This window comes from Marivita sp. S6314, assembly GCF_023015985.1.
Lineage (GTDB): Bacteria > Pseudomonadota > Alphaproteobacteria > Rhodobacterales > Rhodobacteraceae > Marivita.
In genome coordinates this window covers 361,102-386,978 of the sequence record NZ_JALKAO010000002.1, presented here as the reverse complement: position 1 = coordinate 386,978, position 25,877 = coordinate 361,102, and the positions used below count along the sequence as shown (strand labels likewise).

Below are 25,877 nucleotides of genomic sequence, written 5' to 3'. Positions count from 1 at the left end.
CCACCGCAAGATCACGTCGACGGGGCAGGCGCGCCCGGTCTATCCGGCATTCGGGAAGAACAATTGTTGCCCGTCGCGCATATAACCCCCGATTGCCGATTGGCCGGTGTCCGACAGCAACCAGTCAATGAAAGCCTGTCCATCATCGGCGTTCACGTTGGGGCATCGGTCCGGGTTCACAAGGATCACGCCATATTGGTTAAACAGCGCGTCATCGCCCTGAACCGCGATGTCAAAATCAGCCTTGTTGCCAAAGCTGATCCAGGTCGCGCGGTCGGTCAGCACATATGCGTTCATGCCAACACCCGCGTTCAGCGTCGCGCCCATGCCGGATCCGGTTTCACGATACCACGCCCCCGAGCCCGTGCTGGGGTCAATGCCGGCTGCGGCCCAAAGCGACAGTTCTTTCTTGTGTGTGCCGCTGTCATCGCCGCGCGATGCGAACATGGCCTGCGTGTCCGCAATCGTGGACAGGGCGACGCCCGCGTCAGACCCGCCGGATATGTTGGCCGGGTCTGAACCGGGGCCAACAAGGACGAAATCGTTATACATGACATCCGACCGCGCCACGCCATACCCATCGGCCACGAACTTTTCCTCCGATGCTTTTGCATGCACCAGAAGCACGTCACCGTCACAATTCTGCGCATTGCGGATCGCTTGCCCGGTGCCCACGGCAACCACGTTTACCGTGATGCCTGTCTCTTGGGTAAAGATCGGAAGGATGTGGTCATACAATCCGGAATTCGCGGTCGAGGTGGTGGATTGTACCAGAATGCTGCCATCGGCTGCGGCCGGGGCTGCCATGAAGGCGGACAGGATCAGGCTGGTGAGGGCAGAAGTGTAACGCATGCAATACGCTCCGAAGTTTAGAGGACAAGATGATCAGAAAGGTAATCCCGCGCCTGCGCCGATGTTGGCGCGCGGAAGAACTGGTCCGCCGGGCTGTGCTCGGCAATGGTCCCGTCGGCCACAAAGGCAACGCTGTCGGCCAGACGCCGGGCCTGACCCACGTCATGGGTGACAAGCACACATAACGTGCCGTGGTGGCGCTCTTCGCACAGGATGTCTTCGATCACGCGGGCGGAATTGGGATCAAGGCTCGCGGTGGGTTCATCGAGGAACAACACACGTGGTCTGATCGCCAAGGCGCGGGCCAGCGCCAACCGCTGCTGTTCGCCGCCCGACAACAGCCGCGCGGGCTGTTTGTTGCGTCCGGCAAGGCCAACCCGGTTGAGCAAGCTGTCCCGGAAATCCGGATCCTTGGTGCGGCGGGATTTCAGAACGAAATCCACATTCGCTTCCACCGAGCGACGCAACAGCACCGGTTTTTGAAACACCATCGCCTGCGCCACGCGGTCAGATGCGGATAACGCGACACCCCGCCAGAACACCTGACCGGCCTTCGGGGGCAACAACCCGTGCAGCAATCGCAAGGTCAGGCTTTTGCCGGCGCCGTTCGGGCCAATCAGGCAGTGAATCCCGCTATCCGGCAGATGCAGCGTCAGACCCCGGATCAGCGCCGCCTTCGACGCATCGAATTGCAGGCCAATGGCCGACAACCCGGTCGGGGTTGCAACATCTGTAGATGACACATCAAGCATGCTGGTATCACGCATAGGCCGCCTTCGTTGCGGTGGTACGCACCGAATAGACCATCGCGTTAACCGCAAGCGCCAAGGTCATGAGCACAATCCCAAGGGCCAGCGCCAGCGCCAGTTCCCCTTTGGACGTTTCAAGCGCGATGGCTGTTGTCATGACACGTGTCAGGTGGTCGATATTGCCCCCTACGATGATCACCGCGCCAACCTCGGCCACTGCGCGGCCGAAACCGGCCAGCGCCACCGTCAGAAGCGCATAGCGCCCGTCCCAGACCAGCGCCTGAACGCGTTGCCATCGGCTCAGGGCAAGGGATTGGAATTGTTCGGCATATTCGCCATCCAGGCTTTCCAGCACCTGACGCGACAGCGCTGCCACGATCGGCGTGATCAACAGCGTCTGCGCAATGATCATCGCTGTGGGGGTATACAGGAGGCCAAGAAACCCCAGGGGCCCGGACCGCGACAGGTAGAGATACACAAACAGCCCGACCACCACAGGCGGCAATCCCATCAACGCATTCACCACCACGAGCGCCGCGCCGCGCCCGCGAAACCGTGTTGTCGCCAGCAATGCCCCCAGCGGCAGGCCAAGCACACAAGCAAGCAGCGTCGCACTCAGGCTGACATAGAGGGACAGGCCGACAATTTCGAAAAGGTCGGGATCTGCCGAGAACACCAGTGCGAGGGCGAGGCTGAGGGCCTCTGAAATACTGTGCATGACTCACGCCAAGTTGCATAATTTCCGAAATAGTCGCAAATTCCGGAAATTATGCAAGGCCATACTTGGTCGCGTTGCGTTCTTGCGGATTTGTCGCATTCTGGATGCGCGTCCGTTCACACGTCATGCGGTTGTCTCGGCACAAAACGATCTCAAACCAAGAAGCAAGGCGCAGGTTCATGAGCGATACGAACAAAACACCAACGACGGACCTCCGCGAAGGAGAGGTGTCAAACGGCTCATCCGTGTCACCTGACGTCGTGGTTCAGTTCATCGGCACCATCCGCACGCCGTTCAGCACGCGTGACCAATGCCCACGGCAGGGGCGGCTGGACGGACCGGAGTGCCGGTTGGAACTGCTGCCGCACTGGCAGGCGGCATTGGACGGCATCGAGGCCTATGACCACCTTGACGTGTTGTATTGGCTGCACCAGTCGCGCCGCGATCTCGTGCTGCAATCGCCCAAGGGCAAAGGCAAAACCGTGGGCACTTTCGCGCTGCGATCGCCCGTGCGCCCAAACCCGATCGGATTGTCCCGCGTACGGCTTGTCCGGCAAGAGGGGCCAGTACTGGTGGTGCGAGGGTTGGATTGTCTTGACGGAACGCCACTTGTCGACATCAAGCCATCGCGGTGTGAATTTACACCCAAGGCACCGCCAAAAGACGCGGACCGTATGTAGAATATCCGTCGGCACAAACGAAAAAGGCCGCCCCGAAGGACGGCCTTTCCAAAGTCGGTACAAGTAAAGCGATTAACGCTTGGAGAACTGGAAGCTCCGACGCGCCTTGCGCTTACCGTATTTCTTACGTTCCACAACGCGGCTGTCGCGCGTGAGGAAGCCAGCGGCTTTCAATGCGCCACGCAGGGAGGGATCGTAAAGCTGCAGCGCTTTGGAGATGCCGTGCTTGACCGCGCCGGCCTGACCCGAAAGACCGCCGCCCTTGACGGTTGCCATCACGTCGAACTGGTCGGCAACGCCGGCCACGTCGAACGGCTGGCGCAGGATCATCTGCAGAACCGGACGTGCAAAATACACGTTCATTTCCTTGCCGTTCACGTTGACCTTGCCGGAGCCCGGCTTGATCCAAACGCGGGCAACCGCGTCTTTCCGCTTGCCTGTGGCATAGGACCGACCCAGATCGTCACGCTGGGGTTCGGCCGGTGTTTCAACAACTTCCGGAGCTGCTTCAACGCCAGCAACGGCGTTCAGATCTTCAAGAGAATTGAGTTGCTCAGCCATTATTTCGCCGTCCGTGTGTTCTTGGAGTTCATGGACTTCACGTCCAGCACTTCGGGGCTTTGCGCCTCGTGCGGATGCTCGGCACCGGCGTAAACGCGCAGGTTTGTCATGATCTTGCGCGACAGGCGGTTGCCCGGAAGCATACGCTGAACCGCTTTCTGGACCACGCGCTCGGGGTGCGCGCCTTCGAGGATCTGCTGCTTGGTGCGGGACTTGATGCCGCCCGGGTAACCGGTGTGCCAGTAGTAGTTTTCCTGACGCTTGTTGCCGGTCAACTGGATCTTGTCCGCGTTGATCACAATGACATTGTCACCTGTGTCCATGTGCGGGGTGAAGGTCGCCTTGTGCTTGCCACGCAGGCGAGTGGCAACGATCGACGCGAGACGGCCCAGCACGACGCCTTCGGCGTCAATGATGATCCATTTCTTGTCGATATCTGCCGGTGTTGCAGAATAGGTTTTCATCTTGGGAGTACCCTGACGTTTGATTGGTGAATCAGGGCATACCGCGCCCCGAGCATTCGATGGGCGGGTTATACGGATTGCAAAATCGCAGTCAAGCGCGCGACATTCAAATTAACTCATGAAAAACAATAGCTTAAAAATAAGGTATTATTGTACCCCATCGCAAAACGGTGTTTTACGTGGTCCCGATCTCCAGTTTGCGGAAAACCAGGTAGGGGTCCATCGCGGCGTCATGCGGATTGCCGTCATATCGGGTTGTGCTGCTGAAGCCGAGCCGATCATACAACGCCAGCATCGAGCTGTTGCCACGGATGGTATCAGCGTAGATCGTTGTTGCACCCATTTCCCGGGCTTTGGCGATGCGCTGTTCGATCAAACTGCGCCCAAGACCCAACCCGCGGGCCAGATCGCGCACATAAAGACGCTTGAGCTCGGCCCGATTGGCGTCGAGCAGCCGCATGAACCCACACCCAAGCAGAAAACCGGAACTGTCCCGGGCAAAAACGATGGCTCCGTTTGGCGGCAGAAACGTATCGATGGATTCGATGCCTTGCTGCACTTCTTGTTCGATGCTGAACCGCGGCCCGCCGACATTCATCAGGCGTTCCTGGATTTGGCCGTAATACTCGGTCAGAACGTCGGAAAGCTCTTCGAGATCAGGCGTGTCCTGTGCAAAAGAAAGGGTGATGTCCAATGGCATGAAGGGCTTTCAGGGTGAGTCGCTTGCACAGCCTATCGCCCGATCTGAATGGCCGCGACTATTTTTTGAGCATTTCACGGATTAATCAGACACTTATCTGTTCCGGCGGGTGCTGCAGCAAATCGCGGAGTTGATGCATCGCCGTTTCGAATTGTTCCAATGGAATCTGGGCATTAACGGCAATACGCACCGCATGCGGCGCGCGTCCGTCGCGCAGGGCAAACTCGTCTGCAGACCGGATCTGGATATCGCGCGCCTCGGCCGCTCGGCAAAAAGACGCCGCTCGCCAGCCTTGTGGCAGGTGCAACCACAGGAACGGGACGTCCTCGTGCCAGGTCAGGTCATAGCTGCCAAGCGCGTTCACGGCGACGCGGACATAGGCTGCCATATGCGCACGGATCTCGGTCACGATCCGTTCGGTTTCGGGGCTGGTCAATATGTGTTCGGCCACTTCTGCAAGCGGCTGTGCCAGCCCAAAGAACCCGTGTTCTGCCACCTGCCTCAGATCCGGCCCGCGCCCTCTGGGGGCCACGGCAAAGCCAAGGCGCAGGGCAGGGGTCAATACCTTTGAAATCGAGGCCACATGCCAGGTGCGCTCGGGCGCAAGGATGCGATAGCTGGGCGCGGTATTGTCCGTGCGACGGTAGCAATCATCCTCGATGATCTGGATATCCAGCGTGCGACACACTTCGGCGATCGACCGCCTGCGCTCGGACGGTGTGCACAGCAACGTCGGATTGTGCACATCCGGAGAGGTACAAAGCACCTGCGCGCCGGTTCGGCGGATGGCGGCCTCCAGCGCGTCGGGCAGAATGCCCTTGTCATCACTGGGCAACCCGACCGCATCTGCGCGCAACAGATCGGCGGCGCGGCGGAAGCCGGGATAGGCCATATCTTCGACAAGGATTGTCGGGTTGTTGCCCCGCAATATCGCCTGCAGGATGACGCCCAACCCGTTCTGTGCGCCATGCACCAGCACCACATCGGTTTCGTCGATGCGACCCAGCGGAATGTTGCGCAACCAGTGGATCGCGGCTTCGCGCAAGGGCTTGTAGGCGTCGCGTGTGGGGTAGTGGATCAACCGCTCCGGTTCGTTTTTGCCAATATTCGCAAAGGCATCCTTGAGAAGCGCAATCTGCCCGAGATCTGGCAGTTGCGGGCTGACCAGTGACAGCTTGCCATCAACAATCGGCACCGACACATATTCGCGCGGCAGTGGCGCACGCGGGGCGGGGCCGCCTGCCACAAAGGTGCCGCGACCAACTTCTGCCACGGCATGCCCCGCATCGGTCAGCAGCGTGTAGGCGCGCGCAACAGTACCGGGGGTGATGCCGAGCGACCACGCCAGTTCCCGCACCGGAGGCAGCTTATCCCCGGTTTTCAGGTCGCCTGACCGGATGGCAGATTGTATCGCATCCGCGACGCGTTTGTACTTGGGGCCGTTGCCGGACTGGGGCAGGGCGACGATCCTGTCGGGGGCAATTGTCGATGAAATTGTATCGGGCACAATCTTTCTCTGGATAGGGGTTGCGGTACAATGTATCGCATTTTGTATCGTGATTGACCTCTATCTATCATGATTCTGTTAAATTGTGTCAATACATTTGAGGAGCACACCATGACACGCGCATCTTACGCCCCCCAGCTTTCGTATCTTGGGCAGCAGACAACACTTTCCCCGTTGGCTGTCGTGGCGTTGCGCGTCGCGGTGACCCTCACGCACTGGTCCGAACGTCGCAGGACGCGTGGCCATCTCAAACAGCTTGATGATCACCTGTTGCGTGACATCGGCATGGATCGGTTGACCGCGACCAAAGAGGCCAACCGTAAGTTCTGGCGGGCGTAATCCCTGCGTCAGTCAGATCGTTCCTTGGGGTGCAAAGACCGGCTTTGCGCCCCTTTTTTCGTTCCGGCGTTACCCACGCGCCCTCACCGCTTTGGTGGGAGAGAATAGGTCAGGGTCGCGCGCGCGACGGGATCGTCCTGTCCTTCGGAATACAGCAATACATCGGTGACGCTCAGGGCCCGACCCAGTTTCAGGACCGTGGCGTGGGCAAGAATGTCCGCACCGGCCACGGGTTTGCGCATGAAATCAATCGAACAATTGGTGGTCACCGCCAGCGCCTCTTTTCCGATCCGCGACATGGTGGCGACATAGGCGGCAACGTCGGCCAGGCTGAACATTGCGGGACCCGAAACCGTGCCGCCGGGGCGCAGGTGCTGATCCGAGGCATGCAAGCGCATCACCAGCAGGTCGTCATCAAGACGATCAATCCCGAACATGCCTTTCACTTGCGGAAAAACCTCATCCAGAAAGGACGCCATCTCGTCCGCAGCTACTTTGATCGCCATGCTTTCCTCCCCTGCATTCAGCAGCTAGAGTTGCGCCAAGTCACTGGGAGGACAAGATGAAAATCTTGGAACGTCACGACACGGACGCGGTGTGTCATCTGCGACTGAACGCTCCAGAGCGTCTGAATGCACTGTCCGACGAAATGCTCGCCGCGCTGCAGGACCAGATTGATGCGTTGCAGGATGACAGATCCATTCGAATGGTTGTCCTGTCGGGCGCAGGCAAAGCTTTTTGCGCCGGGCATGATCTGAAACAGATGACAGCCGGGCGGCAGGCCGAAGATGGTGGCAAGGCGTATTTCAAAGACCTGTTTGAGCGGTGCGCACGGGTCATGACCGGAGTACAGAAGCTCCCCCAGCCGGTGATCGCGCAGGTGCACGGCATTGCGACGGCGGCGGGATGTCAGTTGGTGGCATCCTGCGACATGGCCGTCGCGGCCCAAGGCACGCGGTTTGGTGTGAATGGCGTGAATATCGGCCTGTTCTGTTCCACCCCCATGGTCGCGCTGTCGCGCAATATCCCGCGCAAACAGGCGTTCGAGATGCTGGTGACGGGGCAGTTCATCGACGCCGACCGCGCCGAAGCGCTTGGGCTGATCAACAAGGTTGTGCCGGGTGATCAGCTTGCCACGGAAACGGCAGATCTTGCGCGCCTTGTGGCCAGTAAGCTGGGCGCGGCCGTCAAGATCGGCAAACAGGCATTCTACGAACAGGCGCAAATGTCACTGGACGAGGCCTATGCCTATACCGGCGATGTCATGGTCGAAAACATGCTGTACCGCGATACAGAGGAAGGCATCGCCGCTTTTCTGGAAAAGCGGTCGCCGGACTGGACGCAATAACCTTTGTTCCGCCCATCGTTCCCTTTGCGTGCCGGGATGAAAGTCGGCCTGTTGGGCGGATCGTTTGATCCGGCGCATGACGGGCACGCGCATCTGACCCGCGTTGCACTAAAGCGGTTCGCACTGGACCGTGTGATCTGGCTGGTTTCGCCGGGCAACCCGCTCAAGTCGCGCGGGCCAGCGCCCTTGGAAGATCGCATGGCCCATGCGCGCGCAGTGATGCGTGATCCGCGCGTGCACGTCAGCGATTTCGAGGCGCGGATCGGCACGCGTTACACCGCCGAAACCATTGCAGCGCTGAAACGCGCGCATGCCGGTGTCAGGTTCGTCTGGCTGATGGGCGCTGACAATTTGCAGCAATTCCACCGCTGGGACCGATGGGAAGACATTCTGCAATCCGTGCCCGTTGGCGTGCTGGCACGTCCGGGCTGGCGGCAATCCGCCCTGCATTCGCGCGCTGCCCGCCAATACCGCGATGCGCGTCTGCCCGGGCGGGCGTCGCATCTTCTTGCGCTCCAGCCGCCGCCATGCTGGTGTTTTGTGAACATGCCGATGCGGCCGGTCAGCTCGTCCGAAATCCGGGCAAAGGGGGGGTGGCAGGCCGACGCTGCGCGGCAGCAAAGCTGATCGCGTTCACCGTCGCTTGATAACTCACCTCAGCCGCTTGTACGCGCCTCACGCATAAGGTTAGATCGCTGCCATGACACGGGAACTCTCACGTCGCGCGCTGCTTGGAGGGCTGGCTTTTGCCGGTCTGGGCCAATCGGTCATGGCGCAATCCGCTTTGGCCCCTTTGGCGTCGCTGCGCCCAACGGCGCGCGAAACCGATCTGCTCAAGGCGTATCAAGCGCCACTGTCGGAACTGGTCGCGCAATCCGGGCTGAACGGCAAGGTCAGCGTGCAGGTGGCGGATGTCAAAACCGGGCTGGTGCTCGAATCGCACAATCCGCTGCGCGCGCTGCCGCCCGCCAGCGTCGCCAAGGCGCTGACGGCCTGTTACGCGCTGGATGTGCTGGGGCCGGGGTATCATTTCGAAACACGTGTGCTGGGCACCGCCCCTGTTGTGAATGGCCGGTTGGACGGAAATCTCATTCTTGCCGGGGGTGGCGATCCGACGCTCGACACCGATGCACTGGCCGACATCACCAAGCGCCTGCGCGACGAGGTCGGCCTGACCGAGGTGACGGGGCGCTTTCTGGTCTGGTCCGGCGCGCTGCCGTATCTCAAGGACATCGACAGCGAACAACCGCATCAGGTGGGGTACAATCCGGGCCTGTCCGGGCTTAACCTGAACTTCAACCGCGTGCATTTCGAATGGAAGCGCGGGTCTGATGGCTACTCGGTTGCAATGGACGCGCGGTCCGCAACCCTGCGCCCGGCGGTCCGAACTGCGCGGATGCGGATCGAGCCCCGGAAATATCCGATCTACACCTATGCCGATGGGGGAAGCCACGACACCTGGACCGTTGCGCGGTCGGCCCTTGGCAAGAATGGATCGCGCTGGCTGCCCGTGCGCAAGCCCGCGCTTTATGCCGCCGAAGTGTTTCAGATCCTCGCGCGGTCGAACGGGATCGTGCTGAAAGCCGCCGAACAGATCGACGCATTGCCAGCGGAAACAACGCCGCTTGTCGCGCATCAAAGCGCGCCGTTGCGGATCGTGCTGCGCGATATGCTGAAATATTCAACCAATGTCACCGCAGAATGCGTGGGATTAACCGCCACCACGGCGCGCCTTGGATCTGCGACATCGCTCAAGATGTCCGCTGACGCGATGAACACCTGGGCCAAGGAGACGCTTGGCATGACATCACCCGCGCTGGAGGACCACTCCGGCCTGGGGGATGACAGCCGCTTGTCCGCGCGTGATATGGTCAAGGCCCTGATTGCCGCGCGCAAGGTGATGGGGATCAAACCCTTGCTCAAGGCGCATCCGCTGCGCACCGAAGACCGCAAGGTGATCGAGGATCATCCGGTCAAGGTGCATGCCAAGACGGGCACCTTGAACTTTGTCAGCGGTCTGGGCGGTTTTGTGGATTTGCCGGACGGGACCGAACTGGCTTTTGCGTATTTCTCGGCTGACCTGCCCCGGCGCGATGCGCTCAGCCGCGAGGAACGCGAACGGCCTCCGGGCGGCAAGACCTACAACACGCAGGCGCGAAAACTGCAGCAGCGTATGCTCGCCCGGTGGAGCATCGTCTACAACAGTTAGCGATCAGGGCGACGCACCGCTCAGAGCCGCATGTGCCGCGCCCGCGATCCGCGTTCGATGGCGGCGGCGTGCAGGCGGTCAAGGTTCAATTCGTAGCGAATCTCTTCCAGCAGGCGCAGTTCGGTCTCGTTCAGCGTACCGTCCGCCGCCGCCACGTCGCAGGCAAGCGCATAGGCGGTTTCGAACAAACGCTCTGGCAGGCTGTCGCGGATCAGGCCGAACAGGGCATCCAGCCCGTCTTCCTGTTCAAACAACTCAAACACCAGTCCGGACATCATCGGGATATGCGTTTCGTCATATTCCGCAAAAACCGGCAGATTGTTCACCGCAGAGTTGATCTTGACCAATTCGGCAGTGCGAATGCTCTCGTCTGAGGCAGAGACCGCGATCATCAATGCAACAAGGCAATCCTGCGGGCTAAGCGGGTGGGGAGCGTTTTCTGGCACGGCATTGTCTTTCTGGACTGGAGGGCAGGCACCATCCAACTTATTGACCCGCCCGCGCCCCCGCAATAGGGAGTGCGCTTTAAACCGTGCCACCCCCGGCACTGGTCTCAATCGGAGTACGTGAGCAATGTCTGATCTGCGCGAAGCTGCAATGACCTCAAAGGCCTGGCCCTTTGAAGAGGCGCGCCGGTTGCTCAAACGGTACGAGAAGAAGCCGCCCGAAAAGGGATATGTGCTTTTTGAGACCGGGTATGGCCCGTCCGGCCTGCCGCATATCGGCACCTTTGGCGAAGTCGCGCGGACAACAATGATCCAGCGCGCGTTCGAGGTGATCTCGGACATCCCGACCAAGCTGATCTGTTTCTCGGATGATCTGGACGGCATGCGCAAAGTGCCGGGCAACGTGCCCAATCCCGAGATGCTGCGCGAGCATTTGCAGCGCCCGCTGACGGACGTGCCCGACCCGTTCGGCACACATGACAGCTTTGGCGCGCATAACAATGCGATGCTGAACCGGTTTCTGGACACGTTCGGGTTCGAATACGAGTTTATCTCGTCCACCGAGTTCTATCGCTCGGGCAAGTTTGACGAGGTGCTTTTGCGCGCGTGTGAAAAGTATGACGACGTGATGGCCGTCATGCTCAAGTCGCTGCGTGATGAGCGGCGCGAGACCTATTCGATCTTCCTGCCGATCCACCCCGACACCGGTCGCGTGCTCTACGTGCCGATGAAGAACGTCGATGCGGCCAAGGGTGAGATCACGTTCGATGATGAAGACGGGCGCGAGATCACACTGCCGGTCACCGGCGGCAACGTCAAACTCCAGTGGAAGCCCGATTTCGGCGCGCGCTGGGCGGCGTTGGACGTGGACTTTGAAATGTACGGCAAGGACCACAGCACCAACACGCCGATCTATGACCGCATTTGCGAAATCCTGGGTGGGCGCAAGCCGGAACATTTCACTTACGAACTGTTCCTGGATGCGGATGGTCACAAGATTTCCAAAACCACCGGCAACGGTGTCAGCATCGACGAATGGCTGACCTATGCCAGCACGGAATCGCTGTCCTATTTCATGTATCTCAAGCCCAAGACGGCCAAGCGGATGCATTTTGACGTGATCCCCAAGGCGGTGGACGAATATCACCAGCAACTGCGCGCCTATCCAACGCAGGACGCCAAAGGGCAGGCGAACAACCCGGTCTGGCACATTCATTCCGGTGACGTGCCGGAATCCAAGATGGTTGTCCCGTTCTCGATGCTGCTGAACCTCGCGTCGGCTGCCGGTGCCGAGGACAAGGATGCGATGTGGGGCTTTATCCAGCGCTATGCGCCTGATGCGTCGCCGGAAACGAACCCGGATATGGATCAGGCTGCTGGGTTTGCGGTGCGCTACTACAATGACTTCGTGAAACCCACGAAGACCTACCGCGCACCAAACGACAAAGAGCGCGCCGCGATGGAAGATCTGGCCACCCGGCTTGAGGCGCATGACGGTGCGACCGACGACGAAACCCTGCAAACGCTGGTCTTCGCGGTGGGCAAGGAACACGAGTTCGACCCGCTCCGCGACTGGTTCAAGGCGCTGTACGAAGTGCTGTTGGGCCAGTCCCAAGGCCCGCGTTTTGGTGGCTTCATTGCGCTCTACGGAGTTGCGGAAACCGTGGCGCTGATCCGCAAAGGTCTGGCCGGAGAGCTTGGCTAATCACACGCCCCAAGGTCGGACAGATTTGTCCGACCTGCCGCGCGCCCTACCTTAGAAACAGCCAAAGGGAGGGAGCTTAATGCGTAAACTCATAATTGGACTGGCTCTGGCCGCATCTGTCAGCGGTGCTGTCTGGGCGCAGGACGTGCTGTCGCCGGAACCGGCGATCGAGACAACCATCCAGAACCAGATCGACGCGTTCCTGAAAGACGATTTCGAAACCGCGTTTACATTTGCAAGCCCAAGCATCCGAAACATGTTCGGATCATCCGACAATTTCGGCCGCATGGTGCAACAAGGCTACCCGATGGTCTGGCGCCCCGAAGACGTGGTCTTCGGCGACCTGCGCGCGATTGCCGGTGGTCTGTATCAAATGGTGATCGTCAAAGACGCGGATGGCGCGTTGCACTACCTTGATTACCGGATGCAGCAGATCGACGGCGAATGGCGCATTGCTGGCGTTCAGATCCTGCAAGCCCCGGATGTTTCGGCGTAAATTGTGCGCTGTTACGGAGTGTCGGTAAGGTCTGACGCGTCGAGCACATAGGCTTTACCAAACCCGCCATTCAGATGCGCGCCAAGCGGTGTGAAGCGCACCAGTGCAAAGTCGGCGAATCCGATATACAGTTTTGCTTTTGGTTGTTTGGCCAGAAATGCCTGCGCCAACCGCGCATGTGCCACATCGCCATGTCGCACAAAACCGGCTTCCGCCTGAAGGCTCAATCGCGGATAGGTCAGCGGATCCCCCTTTGCGCCCGGTTCCCCGATCAGCAGCGAACACACCGGCGTTTTCTGCAGTGCAGCGCTGTGCTGGCTCAGATCAGAAATCAGGCTCAGGGGGATGCGATCCGGTCCCTCCACCAGCGCAATCCGGCTGACCATTGGCGCGCCTGTGTCCGGGTCGATCAAGGAAAGCGCTGCAAATCGGGCAGACTGCATCACATCCCGCACCATGGCGCGGGCCTCGTCATCCACGGGTCGAATGGGTGATTTCATGGCATCAAACCTTTCCACAATCGCGGGTGTGTCAATTTTTATGCTGCACCTGCACAATATGCCCCGTACGCTTTGCCCGAATCGGGGGACGATGCAATGACCGGACATGTCATCACAGTAGCGCAACAAAAGGGTGGCTCTGGCAAGACCACGGTGTCGGCCAATCTTGCCATCGGTTTCCTGCGTCAGGGCAAAAGCGTGGCGCTGGTGGATATTGATCCGCAGGGCAGTCTGGGCCGCTGGTTCATGACACGCATCGAAAATGAAACCGGACCTTTCGAAAACCTCGAATTTGCCACTTCGTCGGCCTGGGGCATCACCTATGAGGTGCGCAAACTGTCCGACAGCCATGACATCGTCATCATCGACACCCCACCCAAAGCCGACAGCGATTTGCGCCCGGCCTTGCGCGTCGCGGATCTGGTGGTGGTGCCGGTCAGCGTCAGCCATGTCGACCTTTGGGCCACCGAAGGTGTGCTTGATCTGGCGCGGCGCGAAGGCAAGGACACGCTGGTGGTGCTGAACCGCGCGCGCAAGAACACGAACCTGGGGGCCGAAGTGGCGCAAGCCGCCGAAGCGCTCGAAGCGCGCATCGCGCAGGCCCAACTGGCCAACCGGGTGATCTATGCCGAAGCGCTGGGGCAGGGCCGGGGCGCCGCCGAAGGACGCAAGACACCGGCACAGGCCGAAGTGGATGCGCTCACGTCAGAGGTGGCAGAGGTGCTGTCAAACGGGTAAACGCAGTCCAACACTGCCGGAGCCAGCACCATGACCGATCTTGACGCCCTCAAAGAGGTGATCCGCGCCGACAGCGCGTCGCGGGGCCAGACCGTCTCGAAACTGGGCTATTTCTGCGCACCGTTCCGGCCCGCGTCGGGGCCGTTTTCCGACAAGGTGATCAAGATCTATCGCGGCCTGCCGGATGCCGTGGCGCTTGACCGTCTGGCGCAGTGCCACGACGATTACGTTGTCGCGCTCAACACCGCTGGCGTGGCACTGCCCGACACTGAATTTCATCTGCTCGATATGCCGGGGGGGCGCATTCCGGTGATCGTCCAGGAAGCGCTTCCCTCGGATGCGATGATGCGCCCGCAGATGCAGGCGGCGTCGTTGGACAACACGCTCAAGATGATGGAAGCGGCAGGCGATGTGATCGCCACCTTCTGGAACAACGCGGATCAATTCGACACCCGCATCGGATTTCACCCGTCGATCCGCAACTTCGCCTATCTCGATGGCAAGGCCCTGTTCTTCGACACGTTCCCGCCGCTCATCCATTACAGCCGCGATGAAATGGGCAAGCTGCTGCTGCAGTTTTCCGACAAACCACTGATGCGTTGGGTGGGGCCGCTGCTGCAAACCAAGGTCACCGGCATTCAGGACGAATGGTACTCCGCGCCAGAGACGGTGGTCGGGCTGGTCGGGTCGGCCTGCCGTCTGCGCCCCGATGATGCCGACGCCTACCTGACCTGGGGGCGCGACTTTAGCACCCGTCGCATGGCGCGCTGGGCGGACGAGGCGCTGCCGCAGCTGCAGGAGCCCCCACGCTTGCCAGGATACTGGACCGGATTTCGAAAGCTGCTGGGCTTGCAGGGCGAACCAAACGTGTCCTGAGACAGGATCGCCATCTGATGCGGATCAATGTGGCGGCCCGCCGTTTGCGATACCATTGTGGCATCAGCGAATTAGGAGGGGTCTGATGTACAAAAATATCCTTGTTCCCATCGCACTTGACGGCGAAGACGATCGCGCCGCACACGCCATTTCGGTGGCCAAGAAATTGGCCGATGACGGCGCGCGGATCACGTTGCTGCACGTGGTCGAAGCCGTTCCCAGCTATGCCATCAGCTACATCTCCGCTGACATCATCGCGGCCACGCGCAAGGCCATCGACGACGAAATGGAGCGCATCGCCTCCGAGGCAGGGGCCGTCGCCGCTGTCATCGAAGGGCATTCGGGGCGGTCGATTCTCGACTACGCCGAAGAGCATTCACCAGACCTGATCGTCGTCGCGTCCCACCGTCCCGGCATGCAGACCCTGTTGCTGGGCTCAACAGCCACCCATGTGGTGCGGCACGCAAATTGCGCCGTACATGTCCTGCGGTGATTGACATCCGGGCTGTTTGGCGCACGTCCTGACGCCAGGAGTTGCGCATGACAAACAACCTGGCGTTGGACACACGGACGGGCCTGCCCGATGCGTTGCGCGTCTTGCTGGAAAGCTATCCGCGCGACACATGGCCCACGCATGACAATTTCGCGGGGCTGGTGGCGTTCTGGCTTGACCGCCATCTGATGTTTCGCACGCTTTTGACGACACTGATCCGCGATACGGAACGCGTCGCGGACCGGAAGATCGACGAGCAAACCTATCACGGTCGCCTGTCGCGCACCGGGTCCGCAATCTTGCAGAACCTGCACGCACATCATCAGATCGAGGATCACCATTACTTCCCGCTTTTGAGTGGCAAGGAACCGGGCCTTCAGCGGGGCTTTACCCTGCTGGATTCCGATCACCACGCGATGGACGGGCTGCTCAACCGGTTTGCCGACGGTGCCAACGCGGTGATCCGGGGCAACGAAGAGGCCGGTCCGTTTCGCGAAAACCTGCTGACCTTTCAATCCCTGCTGAACCGTCACTTGATCGACGAGGAAGAGCTGATCGTGCCGGTGATTCTCAAACACGGGCCGGATGGGTTAAGCTGATCCCTTTACTTGCCCGGCGCGCCCATGCCACATCTGCCGTCAAACCAAGACGGAGCTTTCTGCATGGATATCGACGATCTGGCACGCCGCATCCTGTCCGGAGAACGGCGCGCATTGGCGCGGGCCATCACCCTTGTTGAAAGCGGCCGCGCGGACCATCGCCAGCACGCGATGCAGCTTCTCGATACCTTGCGCGGCCACGGCAAAGAGGCCCTGCGCATCGGCCTTTCCGGCACACCAGGCGTGGGCAAATCCACCTTCATCGAATCCTTCGGCATGATGCTGACCGGGCAAGGGCTGAAGGTCGCTGTGCTGGCGGTTGATCCCAGTTCGGCCCGCTCCGGCGGGTCCATTCTGGGCGACAAGACCCGGATGGAGCACTTGGCCCGCGATCCAAACGCCTTTATCCGCCCCTCTCCGTCGCAATCCCATCTGGGCGGCGTTGCCCGCCGCACCCGCGAAGCCATCGACCTGTGCGAAGCTGCAGGCTTCGATGTCGTGCTGATCGAAACGGTCGGCGTTGGTCAATCCGAAACGGTCGTGGCGGAAATGTCTGACCTGTTCCTGCTGCTGCTCGCCCCTGCCGGGGGGGATGAACTGCAGGGTGTCAAACGTGGCATCATGGAGATGGCCGATATCATCCTGGTCAACAAGGCCGACGGTGATCTCAAGGCCGCCGCCACGCGCACCTGTGCCGATTACGCCGGCGCGCTGCGCCTGCTGCGCAAGCGCCCGCAGGATCCCGATGGCTTTCCCAAGGCGATGACGGTGTCAGCCTTGGTCGAAGAGGGACTTGAAACCGCGTGGGCCGAGATGAAAACGCTGGCCGACTGGCGGCGCGAACACGGCCATTTCCTGTCGCGCCGCGCAGCCCAATCGCGCTACTGGTTTGAAGCAGAGCTGCGCCAATCCGTCCTCGCGCGGCTGGAGCGCGAACCGATCAAGGGCATCATCGATGCGCTGGGCCTTCAGGTCGAGGATGGCAAGCAAACCCCGGGTCAGGCCGCCGACAAGGTCTTGGCGCAGCTTGAGGGCAGGGGGCCTGCCTCGTGAGCGTCCTGTATCTCGACGAGTATGACGCCGCTATTCGCTGGCTCGACATCGGCACCGGCGATCCAATTCTGTTCCTGCCGGGGCTGAGCATGCCGGTCGCACCCGGTTTCGCTGCGGTTGCCGCCGATCCCGCGCTGCACGGCCGCCGGTGCATTCTTCTCGACTACCTTGGCTCAGGGCAATCCGACCACCCCAAGGGGTTCAACTACGCCCTCAGCGCCCATGCCGCGACCATCATCCGCGTGTTGGATCACCTTGGCATCCAGAGCATCGACGTTGTTGGCCACAGCATGGGAGGCACCGTTGGGATCGTCCTCGCACTGACGCATCCCGACCGGGTGCGCCGTCTGATCGTGGGCGAAGGCAATATCGAACCGGGTGGTGGTCTGATGTCCCTGCGCGTATCGCAAAAGGGCAAGGCAGCATTTCTGGCAGACGGCTACCCATCGTTGATGTCTAATCTGCGCCAGAAAGCGATTGCCGGTGCGGTGGGGGCGGACCGGCTGGTGTCCGGCTGGCGACAGGCTGATCCCGTGGGGATTTATGCCAATGCAAAAGCACTGGTCGATCTGCCCGGAGATTTCTTTGACCGCTTCGTGTCGCTTGCCATGCCCAAAAGCTTCGTCCTGGGCGAACAGAACCTGGGCAATACGCCAACCCCGGACACACCTGATCCGGAACGTCTGAAAGCCCACGGCATAGCCCCCTTGATCGTGGCAGATGCCGGACACGCCATGATGCTGGACAACCATCGCGGGTTCATGGAGGTGCTGGTCACGGCGTTGCAGGACGGCTTACCTGCCTGACCATCCGATTGTGTCCCCAAGCCGGAGCAGAGGGGGCTCTGCCCCCGGCCTGCGGCCTCCCCCGAGGTATTTGGAAAACAGAGACCTTGCAAAGATGCACCCCCTGCACGATGGCAGGGGGCGTCTCCGTTTGCGGCCATCGGCGCCTCCGCCTGTACCGCAGGTCGATTTGACAGAATAATGGTAAACAAATCCTGAAGTCTCTGTTTGAAAAATGCCTTGGGGTGAATGGAGCCGCAGGCGACAGAGGGGCAACGCCCCTTTCTGTCGGACCGCCAGCGGCGGTTCGACATCATTTCCCGGCTCCCCACTTGACGCCTCACCCGCATCCCTCTAAGGACAGCCAACGAGATTCCGGGCGCTGCCAGACGGCGCCCTTTCATATTGGCGGACGGTCTGATCGTCCCCCTTTGATAGAACGAGGATGAGCCCATGTCGCGTGTGTGCGAACTGACCGGTAAAGGCCCGATGACTGGCAACAATGTCAGCCATGCCAACAACAAGACACGTCGGCGTTTTCTGCCGAACCTGAACGACGTGACGCTGCAGTCCGAAACACTCGGCCGTGGCATCAAGATGCGCATTTCGGCGCATGCGTTGCGCAGTGTTGACCACCGTGGTGGTCTCGACAAGTTCCTTGCCAAAGCCAAGGATACGGAACTGTCTGCCAACGCGCTGAAAGTGAAAAAAGAGATCGCAAAGGCGCAGGCCGCCCAGGCCTAAGCCCCTTCCGCATCTGGAAAATTCAGCCTCGTTCGGGTCGCCCGGGCGGGGCTGTTTCCTTTTGCCGCGTTGCGCGTCAGGACCGGGCGTGTACCTCGGTGCTATGCGCAGCCTGACACGCTTCTTTACGCTATGGGGCCTTGTGCTGGTGATTGCGGTCGCCAGCGTGCAGCTTGCCGCGGCCCGCGGGCAGGCCCCGGCTGTCGACACCATGGTGATCTGTACCGGATCCGGCCCCGTTCACATCCTTTTTGATGAAAACGGCGTCCCGACGGGCGGGGTGATGGTCTGTCCCGATTATGCGCTCGCGTTCTTTGCCAACACCAGCGTCACCACGCCTGAGGCGCTGCGCAGCGATCTTTGGCAACGCGTCTGGACCAGCCGGACCGCCGCGCGCGCGGCAGAACAACCGGCCCCGGCCTCGCAGGCAAGAGGTCCGCCCTTTTTTGTTTGATGTCCAAACCTTCCAACGACTCAAACAGAAAGAACTCTCCATGTTGAAAACCATGCTTCTCTCCGGGGCGGCGGCCCTGTGTTTTGCTGTTCCGGCTTTTGCCGAGATTGAAATCCACGATTCCTACGCACGTGCCGCGACACCGAACTCCAAAACCGGTGCCGCGTTCATGATGATTCACAACAAGGGTGGTGAAGCGGATCGCCTTGTCAGCGCCAGCAGCGCCGCGGCGGCGCGGGTCGAATTGCACACGCATCTGGAGGACGCCAATGGCGTCATGAAAATGATGCATGTGGAAGAAGGATTCGCATTGCCCACCGATGGTGAGATCGCCATGAAGCGCGGCGGCAAGCACGTGATGCTCATGGGGCTGACGCAGGGCCTGAACCATGGCGACGCGATTTCGATCACGCTGACCTTTGAGAACGCAGGCGACATCACGGTCGAGGTGCCCGTTGATCTGGAGCGTCAGGACCACGCGACGATGTCCCACGGTTCAGACAGCTAACCCCGTTTGGCGGGGGCAACCCCGCCTCACTTCCCTGACAGCATATCTTCGACCCAGCGTGGGACTGTCTGGCTGGCCGGACCAACGATATGGGTGTCAAACGCATGCGACATGTCGCTGTCGCGCAGGTTCAGTTCCACCGTCGCCGCACCTGCCATCCGCGCTTCTTCGACAAAACCTGCAGCCGGATACACCTGTCCCGACGTGCCGATTGCAACAAACAGATCGCAGCCGTGCAGCGCCTCCAGGATATGCTCCATGTGATAGGGCATTTCTCCGAACCAGACGATGTCCGGTCGTGTGTGGGAGGTGTCACAGGCGGGGCAGGTGTCGGTCTCTGACATTGTCTCCGGGGCGTCCCAGCGATGATCACAAGCCGCGCACAAGGCACCTGCCAAGGCCCCGTGCATGTGAAGAACCTCCGCGCCTGCTTTTTCGTGCAGACCGTCCACGTTCTGCGTCACCAGTAGAGTCTGACCGGGCCAATTGGCCTGCAATCGGGCCAGCGCGACATGCGCCGCGTTCGGCTCTGCCGCGCGCGCCTGACGACGGCGGGCATTGTAGAACTGATGCACAAGGGTCGGGTTGCGGGCAAAGGCTTCCGGGGTGGCCACATCCTCGATCCGGTGCTGCGCCCACAGTCCGCCTTCGTCCCGAAATGTACCCAGACCACTTTCAGCGGAAATCCCGGCTCCGGTCAGAATAACGATGGTGTCCATTTTGCGCATCCGGGTCTTTCCTCTGCTGCGCCCCTGGGGTTAGGTGCGCCATGACCCATCGTATCCTCTTTGTGTGCCTCGGCAATATCTGCCGGTCGCCAACAGCCGAAGCCGTGACCCGCGCCAAGGCACAGGCGCTTGGCCTTGATGTGACACTTGACAGTGCGGGAACCGCCGGTTGGCATGTGGGCAAACCGCCCTACGGCCCGATGCAAGACGCCGCCCGGGCGGCCGGGTATGACATGTCATCGCTGCGCGCGCGACAGGTGTCACCTGCAGATGCGACCGCGTTTGATCTGATTGTCGCCATGGACGCGCAGAACGCGGCGGATCTGGCCGATCTTTCGGCGCCCGTGGTGCTGTTTACCGATTACGCCCGGCACAGTGGCGCGGACCACGTCCCCGACCCGTATTACACGCGTGACTTCACCGGAGCCCTTGCCCTGATCGAAGCCTGCGCCGACGGTTTGCTGGCAGAGCTTTCGGGCGCGCGCCCTCAGGTCTGATACAGCGCGCGGGCAACGTACCACGAGACCGGCAAGGCCAGCACGGCCCCGGCGGCCGCCCCGACAAGGATCGGAACCAGCGTGCCATACCCGGCTGTCAACACCGCAATCACGGCGGTGCCCGCCATTGTTGTGGCGATAAGAGAATACAGAATACCAGCGAGCCTCAGCATAACAGCCTCCAAACAAATGTGTTGGCTCCAATATTCCATATCCGCGATATGGCCACTTTGACCCGGATCAATTCAGCGGGCTGGATTGGTGCGATTGGGCGGATACAGGCGTGCAATTTGCGCGTGATGTTGAGTGGGCATCGCCACGCGTGCAAACGCCGCGCGGTCAACAGGGTGACCGCGCGACGCGACGAAGAAAACTGTCATTCCGCTTTAGAAAAAGGTACCGGGTCAGCTGCCCATGCAGCGCTTGCACAGCGCGGCCTCTGGCACGGCCTCAAGTCGCTCGTCCGAGATCGCCTCACCGCATTTCGGACAAATGCCGTAGCTTCCATCCTCGATCCGCGCCAAGGCCGCATCAATCCGGCGCAGCTCTTCCAGTTCGGTGTTCCCAAGCGCTTCCAGCACCTCGTCGCCCTGCCGTTCGGACGCCCTGTCTTCCCAATCCTTGGGCATGGGGTCGTCAAGTTTGTCTTCGATGTCACGCAGATCGCCGGTGATTTCGGCGCGCCGGTCCATCAGGATTTTCCTTTGCTGCGTCATGTCCATCGGCTGTCTCCTTGCAGTACGGTTTATGCAGCATGGCCCGTCTTCGCTTGCCCGGCTTTGATGTGGCTCAAACCGCGATCCCCGGCAGCGGGCCGGGGCTTTCTCTGAAAAATCTTGCCACAAACGCGGTCGGTGTCGCACACTCACCCGAATTTGATTTATTTTTTTGACGCAGGAGTTTGCATGGGTACGAAAATTAAAGCCTCGGTTGGTCCGGGCGGTGTCAATAACGAAGCCGACGTGAAAGAGGTACGGATGCTCATCGAGCGTCACATGATGGGCAATCACGTCTTCAATTTTGAAATCAACGAAGCGGGGCTGGCGCGGGGGAACAGTCTCTATCCCGAGATCGGCGTCTTGGAATCCGCGTTGGTGATCTTTCAGCAAATTGTCATGGGCTACACGGCAGATTTTGCCGATGGCTTCGTCCAGGCCAGGAAACGCGACAAGACTTGGCTGGCGCTCACCGGACAGGTCGGAAGCGATGGGATCACTCCGGTGGCCCTCAATTCGGTCAGCGCCGCTGTCGGGGACGCGCTGGGAAATGCCGGTGCCTTCAAGATGTTCTGCCAGGGACATTTTACCGAAAAACTGGGTCACCGATACGATTCGAACAAAGACAAGAAGGTCACTCTGGAGGACAGAAAAGCGAGCATCGCATCGCACGGCTGCTGCTTGTGCACGCTCACGATGGCGGCAACCGGCATTGGCCGCCCCCAGCCTTTTTGGCCCAAGAACCTGCTTGCCAAAGACCTGACGCCCTCCATCGCCAACAAGATCGTCAAGGATAACGGCGGCTACACCATGACCGGTCTGCACACGTCCCTCGTTCCCGGACTGTTTGGAATGACCGTCAAGCGCTATGGCGGCGGCGGGTATGAGAACAGCATCGGCCCCAACGCCATTGCGCTGATCGATTCCCACCTGGCCCAAGGCTATCCGGTTGCGGCCCATGTCGATTACAAGGATCGTGCCAGAGGCGATGACTCGGCAGGCGACCATTGGGTGCTCATCGTCCGCAAGAACGGCGGCCCGATTTATCAATACGAAACGATTGATCCGGCCAGCGGTACAATCATGCACATGTGCACCCATGAAAACACACGGGAATACGAGTACATGACGGAAAAGCTGTTGTCCGATATGAGAGACAAGAAATTCTCGTATCAACCGGGCGTGCTTTTCGGTCGCGCGAGTCCCGTTGGCAAGTGTTCGGAAAAGCAACGCAACAAACAGGATGCATACCGCATGGTGCGCTTCCTGTTGCTGTCGCCGGGATAAACCGAACGCGTTGTACGCGCCAAGGCCGCGTCTATGGGCAAGAATAATCATTGCCGGATCGCAGGGCGCCGCCTTATCATGACAGCCTATTTTAGATGGAATGATATTATGAGCTATACAATTAACGTTGTGCGCAGCAACGGCACGGGAACGTTGACGTTCAAAAGTGGCACGGTCAACATTTCTGAAACATGCTGGTGGGATCAGGACGTCGTGATCGACGCGGGAACCTACACGGGTTACGCGACGCGGATGGCCAACAAGGATGATGGCACCGATGGCGGCAAACGCGAAGGCATCTGGCTTGGCAAAGGCGTGCCGTATAACGGCGACGGCAGCACCGCGAACGGTTTTTTCATCCACAAGGGAACAGGACCCTCCTGGTCGGACGGGTGCATCGTTCTGTCAGGCTCCAAGGTCTATGAAATGTGGTCTGAAATCACGCCCAAGGAAACCGGCAATATCAGTGTCGTCATCAAAGATGAAACCGTCCGTCGCGGCCGCCCTAGGGATTGGGACTGCACCCGCGGCATGCATTCGCTTTGGGGCGGGATGCCGAGCTTCTGATGCGCGTATCCCCTTTGAAAAACGCAACAATCGCCATCGCTGTTTGCATGACTGTATCAGCCCCATCTGCGCAAGCCCAAGACGCCGTGCCCATCGACGCCGGCGATGCGCTTGAACTTGTAGAGATGCTCATCGGGCAAGACCCGTCCCGCTATGCGACACCGCTTGCCGCGATGCACGGGCGGGCCGAACTCTACACCAAATACCGCGATCTGGCACAGCAAGGGGACCCGATGGCACAGCGGGTGTGGCTGCTCTTGGGGGACTATGCGGTCCAAAGCGTCGATGCGTCGCTCATGCAGTCCTATGCTGCTGATTTACTGCCAGCCTATGCGCAAGACCCCAAGGCCCTGCTGGCCGCGTTGAAAGACGCGCCATGGCTTGCCCCGTCGACGTGCCGACTGCTTTCCGCGCATTTCGGATCAGAAGACAGGCCAGAGGAGGGGCGGATCGGTTTTCTCGAATCGGAACGCGACCGCATAGCCGGAGCATTGCCCGCGCGCATTGCCCAAGCCTGTCTTCAGGCGATTGAAAACCCGGAGTGAGTCAAGCAATCACCGTGCACACCAAACCTCTGTCGGGATGTGCACGGCTGAGAAATCAGTTGTCCATTTTCAGTGCTGAAATGAACGCCTCTTGCGGGATATCGACCTTGCCGAACTGACGCATCTTCTTCTTCCCGGCCTTCTGTTTTTCCAGCAGTTTCTTTTTCCGGGTCGCGTCACCGCCGTAACATTTGGCCGTCACGTCCTTGCGCAACGCCGCCAGCGTTTCGCGGGCAATCACCTTGCCGCCAATCGCCGCCTGGATCGGGATCTTGAACATGTGGCGCGGGATCAGGTCTTTGAGCTTTTCGCACATCGCCCGACCGCGCATCTCGGCGCGGTCGCGGTGAACCATGGTGGACAGCGCGTCGACCGGTTCCTCGTTCACCAAAATCGACATCTTGACCAGCGTGTCTTCGCGGTAGCCCGTCATCTGATAATCAAAAGACGCATAGCCTTTGGTCACCGATTTCAGACGGTCGTAGAAGTCAAACACCACCTCGTTCAGCGGCAGGTCATAAACCACCATGGCGCGTGACCCGGCATACGTCAGATCAAGCTGGATGCCCCGGCGATCCTGACACAGCTTCAGCACGTCCCCGAGGTATTCGTCCGGCACAAGGATCGTGGCCTTGATCCGGGGTTCCTCAAGGTGATCGACCTTTGACAGGTCGGGCATGTCCGCCGGATTGTGCAACTCGATTTTCTCGCCGTCCCGCATATAGACGTGGTAAATCACGCTGGGCGCGGTGGTGATCAGTTCAATGTTGTACTCGCGCTCGATCCGGTCGCGGATCACTTCAAGGTGCAACAGCCCCAGGAACCCGCAGCGAAAGCCAAAGCCCAACGCGGCCGAAGTTTCCATTTCGTAGCTGAAGGACGCATCGTTGAGCGCCAGCTTCTCGATCGCATCACGCAGGTCTTCAAACTCTGCGCTGTCGACCGGGAACAAGCCACAAAACACCACCGGTTGCGACGGCTTAAAACCGGGCAGGGCGGTGACCGCGCCTTTCTTTTCATGCGTGATGGTGTCGCCGACTTTTGTATCGCGCACCTGTTTGATCGACGCGGTCAGAAAGCCAATCTCGCCCGGACCCAGTTCGTCAATCATGGCCATCGCAGGCCGAAACACGCCGATCCGGTCCACATGGTAGGCCGCGCCGGTCTGCATCATCTTGATGCGTTCGCCCTTTTTCAGAACGCCGTCCATGACGCGCACCAGAACGATCACGCCGAGATAGGCATCGTACCACGAATCCACCAGCATCGCTTTCAATGGCGCGTCACGCTCACCGGTCGGTGCGGGCAGTTTTTGCACAATGGCTTCCAGCGTTTCCTGAATGCCGATGCCGGTCTTTGCCGACACGCGGATCGCATCCGTCGCATCAATCCCGATCACGTCCTCGATCTGTTCGGCCACGCGGTCACAATCGGATGCGGGCAAGTCGATCTTGTTGAGAACCGGAACGATTTCGTGATCCGCATCAATGGCCTGATACACATTCGCGAGCGTCTGCGCTTCAACGCCCTGGGTGCTGTCCACAACAAGCAGCGACCCCTCAACCGCGCGCATCGAGCGACTGACCTCATAGGCGAAATCCACGTGTCCGGGTGTGTCGATCAGGTTCAGCACATAGGTTTCGCCGTCCTGCGCAACATAGTCGATCCGCACCGTGTTGGCCTTGATCGTGATGCCGCGTTCACGCTCGATATCCATGCTGTCGAGCAACTGCTCTTTCATGTCCCGTTCCGCCACCGTGTTGGTGGATTGGATCAGCCGGTCGGCCAGGGTGGATTTCCCGTGGTCGATATGGGCAACGATGGAAAAATTGCGGATACGCGAAAGCTCTGTCATGTGCCGGATATGATGCGGTTTTGGGGTCCGGTCAAGGTGGCGTGATCGTCGCGCGCCGTTTGACAAAAGGTGATTTGAAAACAGGTGCTGGTTCAGGCATGATTATGGCGCAGGCAAGCGCGAAAAACAGGGGCAGCAGACCTTTGGCGCAGGGCAAG

Annotated in this window: 34 protein-coding genes; 20 read left to right on the top strand and 14 right to left on the bottom strand. The window is 60.1% G+C overall.

Annotated features, from left to right (window positions below):
• Window positions 1-39: 39 nt before the first annotated feature.
• Genes MWU54_RS06370 through MWU54_RS06360 form a run of 3 tightly spaced genes read right to left on the bottom strand, consistent with a single transcriptional unit; the run spans window position 40 to window position 2,319 of the window.
• Window positions 40-852, bottom strand: coding sequence for a substrate-binding domain-containing protein (locus MWU54_RS06370; protein ID WP_247081557.1), 813 nt, complete (start codon window positions 850-852; stop codon window positions 40-42).
• A 17-nt stretch (window positions 853-869) separates the two neighbouring features.
• Complete coding sequence (locus MWU54_RS06365; RefSeq protein ID WP_247081556.1) at window positions 870-1,619, bottom strand: ATP-binding cassette domain-containing protein; 750 nt, start codon at window positions 1,617-1,619, stop codon at window positions 870-872.
• Window positions 1,612-2,319, bottom strand: a complete 708-nt coding sequence (locus tag MWU54_RS06360; RefSeq protein WP_247081555.1) for an ABC transporter permease — start codon at window positions 2,317-2,319, stop codon at window positions 1,612-1,614. Before MWU54_RS06360 ends, MWU54_RS06365 begins: the two co-directional genes overlap by 8 nt.
• A 179-nt stretch (window positions 2,320-2,498) precedes the next feature.
• Between MWU54_RS06360 and tsaA the strand changes: the two genes are divergently transcribed.
• On the top strand, window positions 2,499-2,999 hold the full coding sequence (gene tsaA / locus MWU54_RS06355; RefSeq protein WP_247081554.1) for a tRNA (N6-threonylcarbamoyladenosine(37)-N6)-methyltransferase TrmO: 501 nt from the start codon (window positions 2,499-2,501) through the stop codon (window positions 2,997-2,999).
• A 72-nt stretch (window positions 3,000-3,071) separates the two neighbouring features.
• Here the strand turns inward: tsaA and rpsI are convergent, their stop codons facing one another.
• The 4 genes from rpsI to MWU54_RS06335 form a co-directional block, all read right to left on the bottom strand.
• Window positions 3,072-3,560, bottom strand: a complete 489-nt coding sequence (gene rpsI / locus MWU54_RS06350; RefSeq protein ID WP_247081553.1) for a 30S ribosomal protein S9 — start codon at window positions 3,558-3,560, stop codon at window positions 3,072-3,074.
• Window positions 3,560-4,024, bottom strand: coding sequence for a 50S ribosomal protein L13 (rplM, locus tag MWU54_RS06345; RefSeq protein WP_247081552.1), 465 nt, complete (start codon window positions 4,022-4,024; stop codon window positions 3,560-3,562). The genes rpsI and rplM overlap by 1 nt, the downstream gene beginning before the upstream one ends.
• Before the next feature lie 175 nt (window positions 4,025-4,199).
• Window positions 4,200-4,724, bottom strand: a complete 525-nt coding sequence (locus MWU54_RS06340) for a GNAT family N-acetyltransferase (RefSeq protein ID WP_247081551.1) — start codon at window positions 4,722-4,724, stop codon at window positions 4,200-4,202.
• Window positions 4,725-4,809: 85 nt separating this feature from the next.
• Window positions 4,810-6,207, bottom strand: a complete 1,398-nt coding sequence (locus MWU54_RS06335) for a PLP-dependent aminotransferase family protein (RefSeq protein ID WP_247082194.1) — start codon at window positions 6,205-6,207, stop codon at window positions 4,810-4,812.
• A 135-nt stretch (window positions 6,208-6,342) separates the two neighbouring features.
• On the opposite strand from MWU54_RS06335, the gene MWU54_RS06330 reads away from it, so the two are divergent.
• Window positions 6,343-6,570: a DUF1127 domain-containing protein gene (locus tag MWU54_RS06330; RefSeq protein ID WP_247081550.1), complete on the top strand. Its 228-nt coding sequence runs from the start codon at window positions 6,343-6,345 to the stop codon at window positions 6,568-6,570.
• An 83-nt stretch (window positions 6,571-6,653) separates the two neighbouring features.
• Here MWU54_RS06330 and MWU54_RS06325 read toward each other — a convergent pair whose 3' ends face one another.
• The gene (locus tag MWU54_RS06325) at window positions 6,654-7,076 is read right to left on the bottom strand and encodes a PaaI family thioesterase (protein ID WP_247081549.1); all 423 of its coding nucleotides are present in this window, start codon (window positions 7,074-7,076) and stop codon (window positions 6,654-6,656) included.
• 56 nt (window positions 7,077-7,132) lie between these two features.
• Here MWU54_RS06325 and MWU54_RS06320 point away from each other — a divergent pair, with 56 nt between their 5' ends.
• From MWU54_RS06320 to dacB, 3 genes are all read left to right on the top strand, one after another.
• Complete coding sequence (locus MWU54_RS06320; protein WP_247081548.1) at window positions 7,133-7,918, top strand: enoyl-CoA hydratase; 786 nt, start codon at window positions 7,133-7,135, stop codon at window positions 7,916-7,918.
• Between the two features lie 3 nt (window positions 7,919-7,921).
• Window positions 7,922-8,545, top strand: a complete 624-nt coding sequence (locus MWU54_RS06315; protein WP_281495992.1) for a nicotinate-nucleotide adenylyltransferase — start codon at window positions 7,922-7,924, stop codon at window positions 8,543-8,545.
• A gap of 73 nt (window positions 8,546-8,618) precedes the next feature.
• A complete protein-coding gene (gene dacB, locus MWU54_RS06310) occupies window positions 8,619-10,127 on the top strand; it encodes a D-alanyl-D-alanine carboxypeptidase/D-alanyl-D-alanine-endopeptidase (protein ID WP_247081546.1) in 1,509 nt (502 codons plus the stop codon).
• 20 nt (window positions 10,128-10,147) lie between these two features.
• Here dacB and MWU54_RS06305 read toward each other — a convergent pair whose 3' ends face one another.
• Window positions 10,148-10,573: a tellurite resistance TerB family protein gene (locus MWU54_RS06305; RefSeq protein ID WP_247081545.1), complete on the bottom strand. Its 426-nt coding sequence runs from the start codon at window positions 10,571-10,573 to the stop codon at window positions 10,148-10,150.
• A 127-nt stretch (window positions 10,574-10,700) separates the two neighbouring features.
• Here MWU54_RS06305 and MWU54_RS06300 point away from each other — a divergent pair, with 127 nt between their 5' ends.
• The gene (locus tag MWU54_RS06300) at window positions 10,701-12,278 is read left to right on the top strand and encodes a lysine--tRNA ligase (protein WP_247081544.1); all 1,578 of its coding nucleotides are present in this window, start codon (window positions 10,701-10,703) and stop codon (window positions 12,276-12,278) included.
• Between the two features lie 79 nt (window positions 12,279-12,357).
• Entirely contained in the window at window positions 12,358-12,774 is a 417-nt protein-coding gene (locus MWU54_RS06295; protein WP_247081543.1) for a DUF4864 domain-containing protein, read from the top strand.
• Between the two features lie 11 nt (window positions 12,775-12,785).
• Here the strand turns inward: MWU54_RS06295 and MWU54_RS06290 are convergent, their stop codons facing one another.
• Window positions 12,786-13,274 carry a pyridoxamine 5'-phosphate oxidase family protein gene (locus MWU54_RS06290; RefSeq protein WP_247081542.1) on the bottom strand — a complete coding sequence of 163 codons (489 nt, stop codon included), beginning with the start codon at window positions 13,272-13,274 and terminating at the stop codon, window positions 12,786-12,788.
• A gap of 96 nt (window positions 13,275-13,370) precedes the next feature.
• Between MWU54_RS06290 and parA the strand changes: the two genes are divergently transcribed.
• The 9 genes from parA (at window position 13,371) to MWU54_RS06245 (ending at window position 19,524) form a co-directional block, all read left to right on the top strand.
• A complete protein-coding gene (gene parA / locus MWU54_RS06285; RefSeq protein ID WP_247081541.1) occupies window positions 13,371-14,012 on the top strand; it encodes a ParA family partition ATPase in 642 nt (213 codons plus the stop codon).
• Between the two features lie 30 nt (window positions 14,013-14,042).
• The gene (locus MWU54_RS06280; protein WP_247081540.1) at window positions 14,043-14,888 is read left to right on the top strand and encodes a DUF6206 family protein; all 846 of its coding nucleotides are present in this window, start codon (window positions 14,043-14,045) and stop codon (window positions 14,886-14,888) included.
• Window positions 14,889-14,973: 85 nt separating this feature from the next.
• Window positions 14,974-15,381 carry a universal stress protein gene (locus tag MWU54_RS06275; protein ID WP_247081539.1) on the top strand — a complete coding sequence of 136 codons (408 nt, stop codon included), beginning with the start codon at window positions 14,974-14,976 and terminating at the stop codon, window positions 15,379-15,381.
• Window positions 15,382-15,428: 47 nt separating this feature from the next.
• The gene (locus tag MWU54_RS06270) at window positions 15,429-15,980 is read left to right on the top strand and encodes a hemerythrin domain-containing protein (protein WP_247081538.1); all 552 of its coding nucleotides are present in this window, start codon (window positions 15,429-15,431) and stop codon (window positions 15,978-15,980) included.
• A 63-nt stretch (window positions 15,981-16,043) separates the two neighbouring features.
• Window positions 16,044-17,033, top strand: coding sequence for a methylmalonyl Co-A mutase-associated GTPase MeaB (meaB, locus tag MWU54_RS06265; RefSeq protein ID WP_247081537.1), 990 nt, complete (start codon window positions 16,044-16,046; stop codon window positions 17,031-17,033).
• Window positions 17,030-17,839, top strand: a complete 810-nt coding sequence (locus MWU54_RS06260) for an alpha/beta hydrolase (protein WP_247081536.1) — start codon at window positions 17,030-17,032, stop codon at window positions 17,837-17,839. The genes meaB and MWU54_RS06260 overlap by 4 nt, the downstream gene beginning before the upstream one ends.
• A gap of 432 nt (window positions 17,840-18,271) precedes the next feature.
• Window positions 18,272-18,562 (top strand): 50S ribosomal protein L28, encoded by a 291-nt coding sequence (rpmB, locus tag MWU54_RS06255; RefSeq protein WP_247081535.1) that lies wholly within the window; start codon window positions 18,272-18,274, stop codon window positions 18,560-18,562.
• An 88-nt stretch (window positions 18,563-18,650) separates the two neighbouring features.
• On the top strand, window positions 18,651-19,016 hold the full coding sequence (locus MWU54_RS06250; RefSeq protein ID WP_247081534.1) for a hypothetical protein: 366 nt from the start codon (window positions 18,651-18,653) through the stop codon (window positions 19,014-19,016).
• Window positions 19,017-19,056: 40 nt separating this feature from the next.
• Window positions 19,057-19,524 carry a copper chaperone PCu(A)C gene (locus tag MWU54_RS06245; RefSeq protein WP_247081533.1) on the top strand — a complete coding sequence of 156 codons (468 nt, stop codon included), beginning with the start codon at window positions 19,057-19,059 and terminating at the stop codon, window positions 19,522-19,524.
• A 26-nt stretch (window positions 19,525-19,550) separates the two neighbouring features.
• On the opposite strand, the gene MWU54_RS06240 is transcribed toward MWU54_RS06245, so the two are convergent.
• Entirely contained in the window at window positions 19,551-20,243 is a 693-nt protein-coding gene (locus MWU54_RS06240) for an NAD-dependent deacylase (RefSeq protein ID WP_247082192.1), read from the bottom strand.
• 50 nt (window positions 20,244-20,293) lie between these two features.
• Between MWU54_RS06240 and MWU54_RS06235 the strand changes: the two genes are divergently transcribed.
• Window positions 20,294-20,749 carry a low molecular weight protein-tyrosine-phosphatase gene (locus tag MWU54_RS06235; RefSeq protein WP_247081532.1) on the top strand — a complete coding sequence of 152 codons (456 nt, stop codon included), beginning with the start codon at window positions 20,294-20,296 and terminating at the stop codon, window positions 20,747-20,749.
• On the opposite strand, the gene MWU54_RS06230 is transcribed toward MWU54_RS06235, so the two are convergent.
• Both MWU54_RS06230 and MWU54_RS06225 read right to left on the bottom strand, forming a co-directional pair.
• Complete coding sequence (locus MWU54_RS06230; RefSeq protein WP_247081531.1) at window positions 20,740-20,922, bottom strand: CTP synthetase; 183 nt, start codon at window positions 20,920-20,922, stop codon at window positions 20,740-20,742. The genes MWU54_RS06235 and MWU54_RS06230 overlap by 10 nt on opposite strands.
• 231 nt (window positions 20,923-21,153) lie before the next feature.
• Window positions 21,154-21,471 carry a TraR/DksA family transcriptional regulator gene (locus MWU54_RS06225; RefSeq protein WP_247081530.1) on the bottom strand — a complete coding sequence of 106 codons (318 nt, stop codon included), beginning with the start codon at window positions 21,469-21,471 and terminating at the stop codon, window positions 21,154-21,156.
• Between the two features lie 132 nt (window positions 21,472-21,603).
• Here MWU54_RS06225 and MWU54_RS06220 point away from each other — a divergent pair, with 132 nt between their 5' ends.
• The 3 genes from MWU54_RS06220 (at window position 21,604) to MWU54_RS06210 (ending at window position 23,864) form a co-directional block, all read left to right on the top strand.
• Window positions 21,604-22,752 (top strand): hypothetical protein, encoded by a 1,149-nt coding sequence (locus MWU54_RS06220; protein ID WP_247081529.1) that lies wholly within the window; start codon window positions 21,604-21,606, stop codon window positions 22,750-22,752.
• Window positions 22,753-22,860: 108 nt separating this feature from the next.
• On the top strand, window positions 22,861-23,319 hold the full coding sequence (locus MWU54_RS06215) for a hypothetical protein (protein WP_247081528.1): 459 nt from the start codon (window positions 22,861-22,863) through the stop codon (window positions 23,317-23,319).
• A 47-nt stretch (window positions 23,320-23,366) separates the two neighbouring features.
• A complete protein-coding gene (locus tag MWU54_RS06210) occupies window positions 23,367-23,864 on the top strand; it encodes a hypothetical protein (protein WP_247081527.1) in 498 nt (165 codons plus the stop codon).
• Window positions 23,865-23,919: 55 nt separating this feature from the next.
• Here MWU54_RS06210 and lepA read toward each other — a convergent pair whose 3' ends face one another.
• A complete protein-coding gene (lepA, locus tag MWU54_RS06205) occupies window positions 23,920-25,719 on the bottom strand; it encodes a translation elongation factor 4 (protein WP_247081526.1) in 1,800 nt (599 codons plus the stop codon).
• Window positions 25,720-25,877 lie beyond the last annotated feature (158 nt).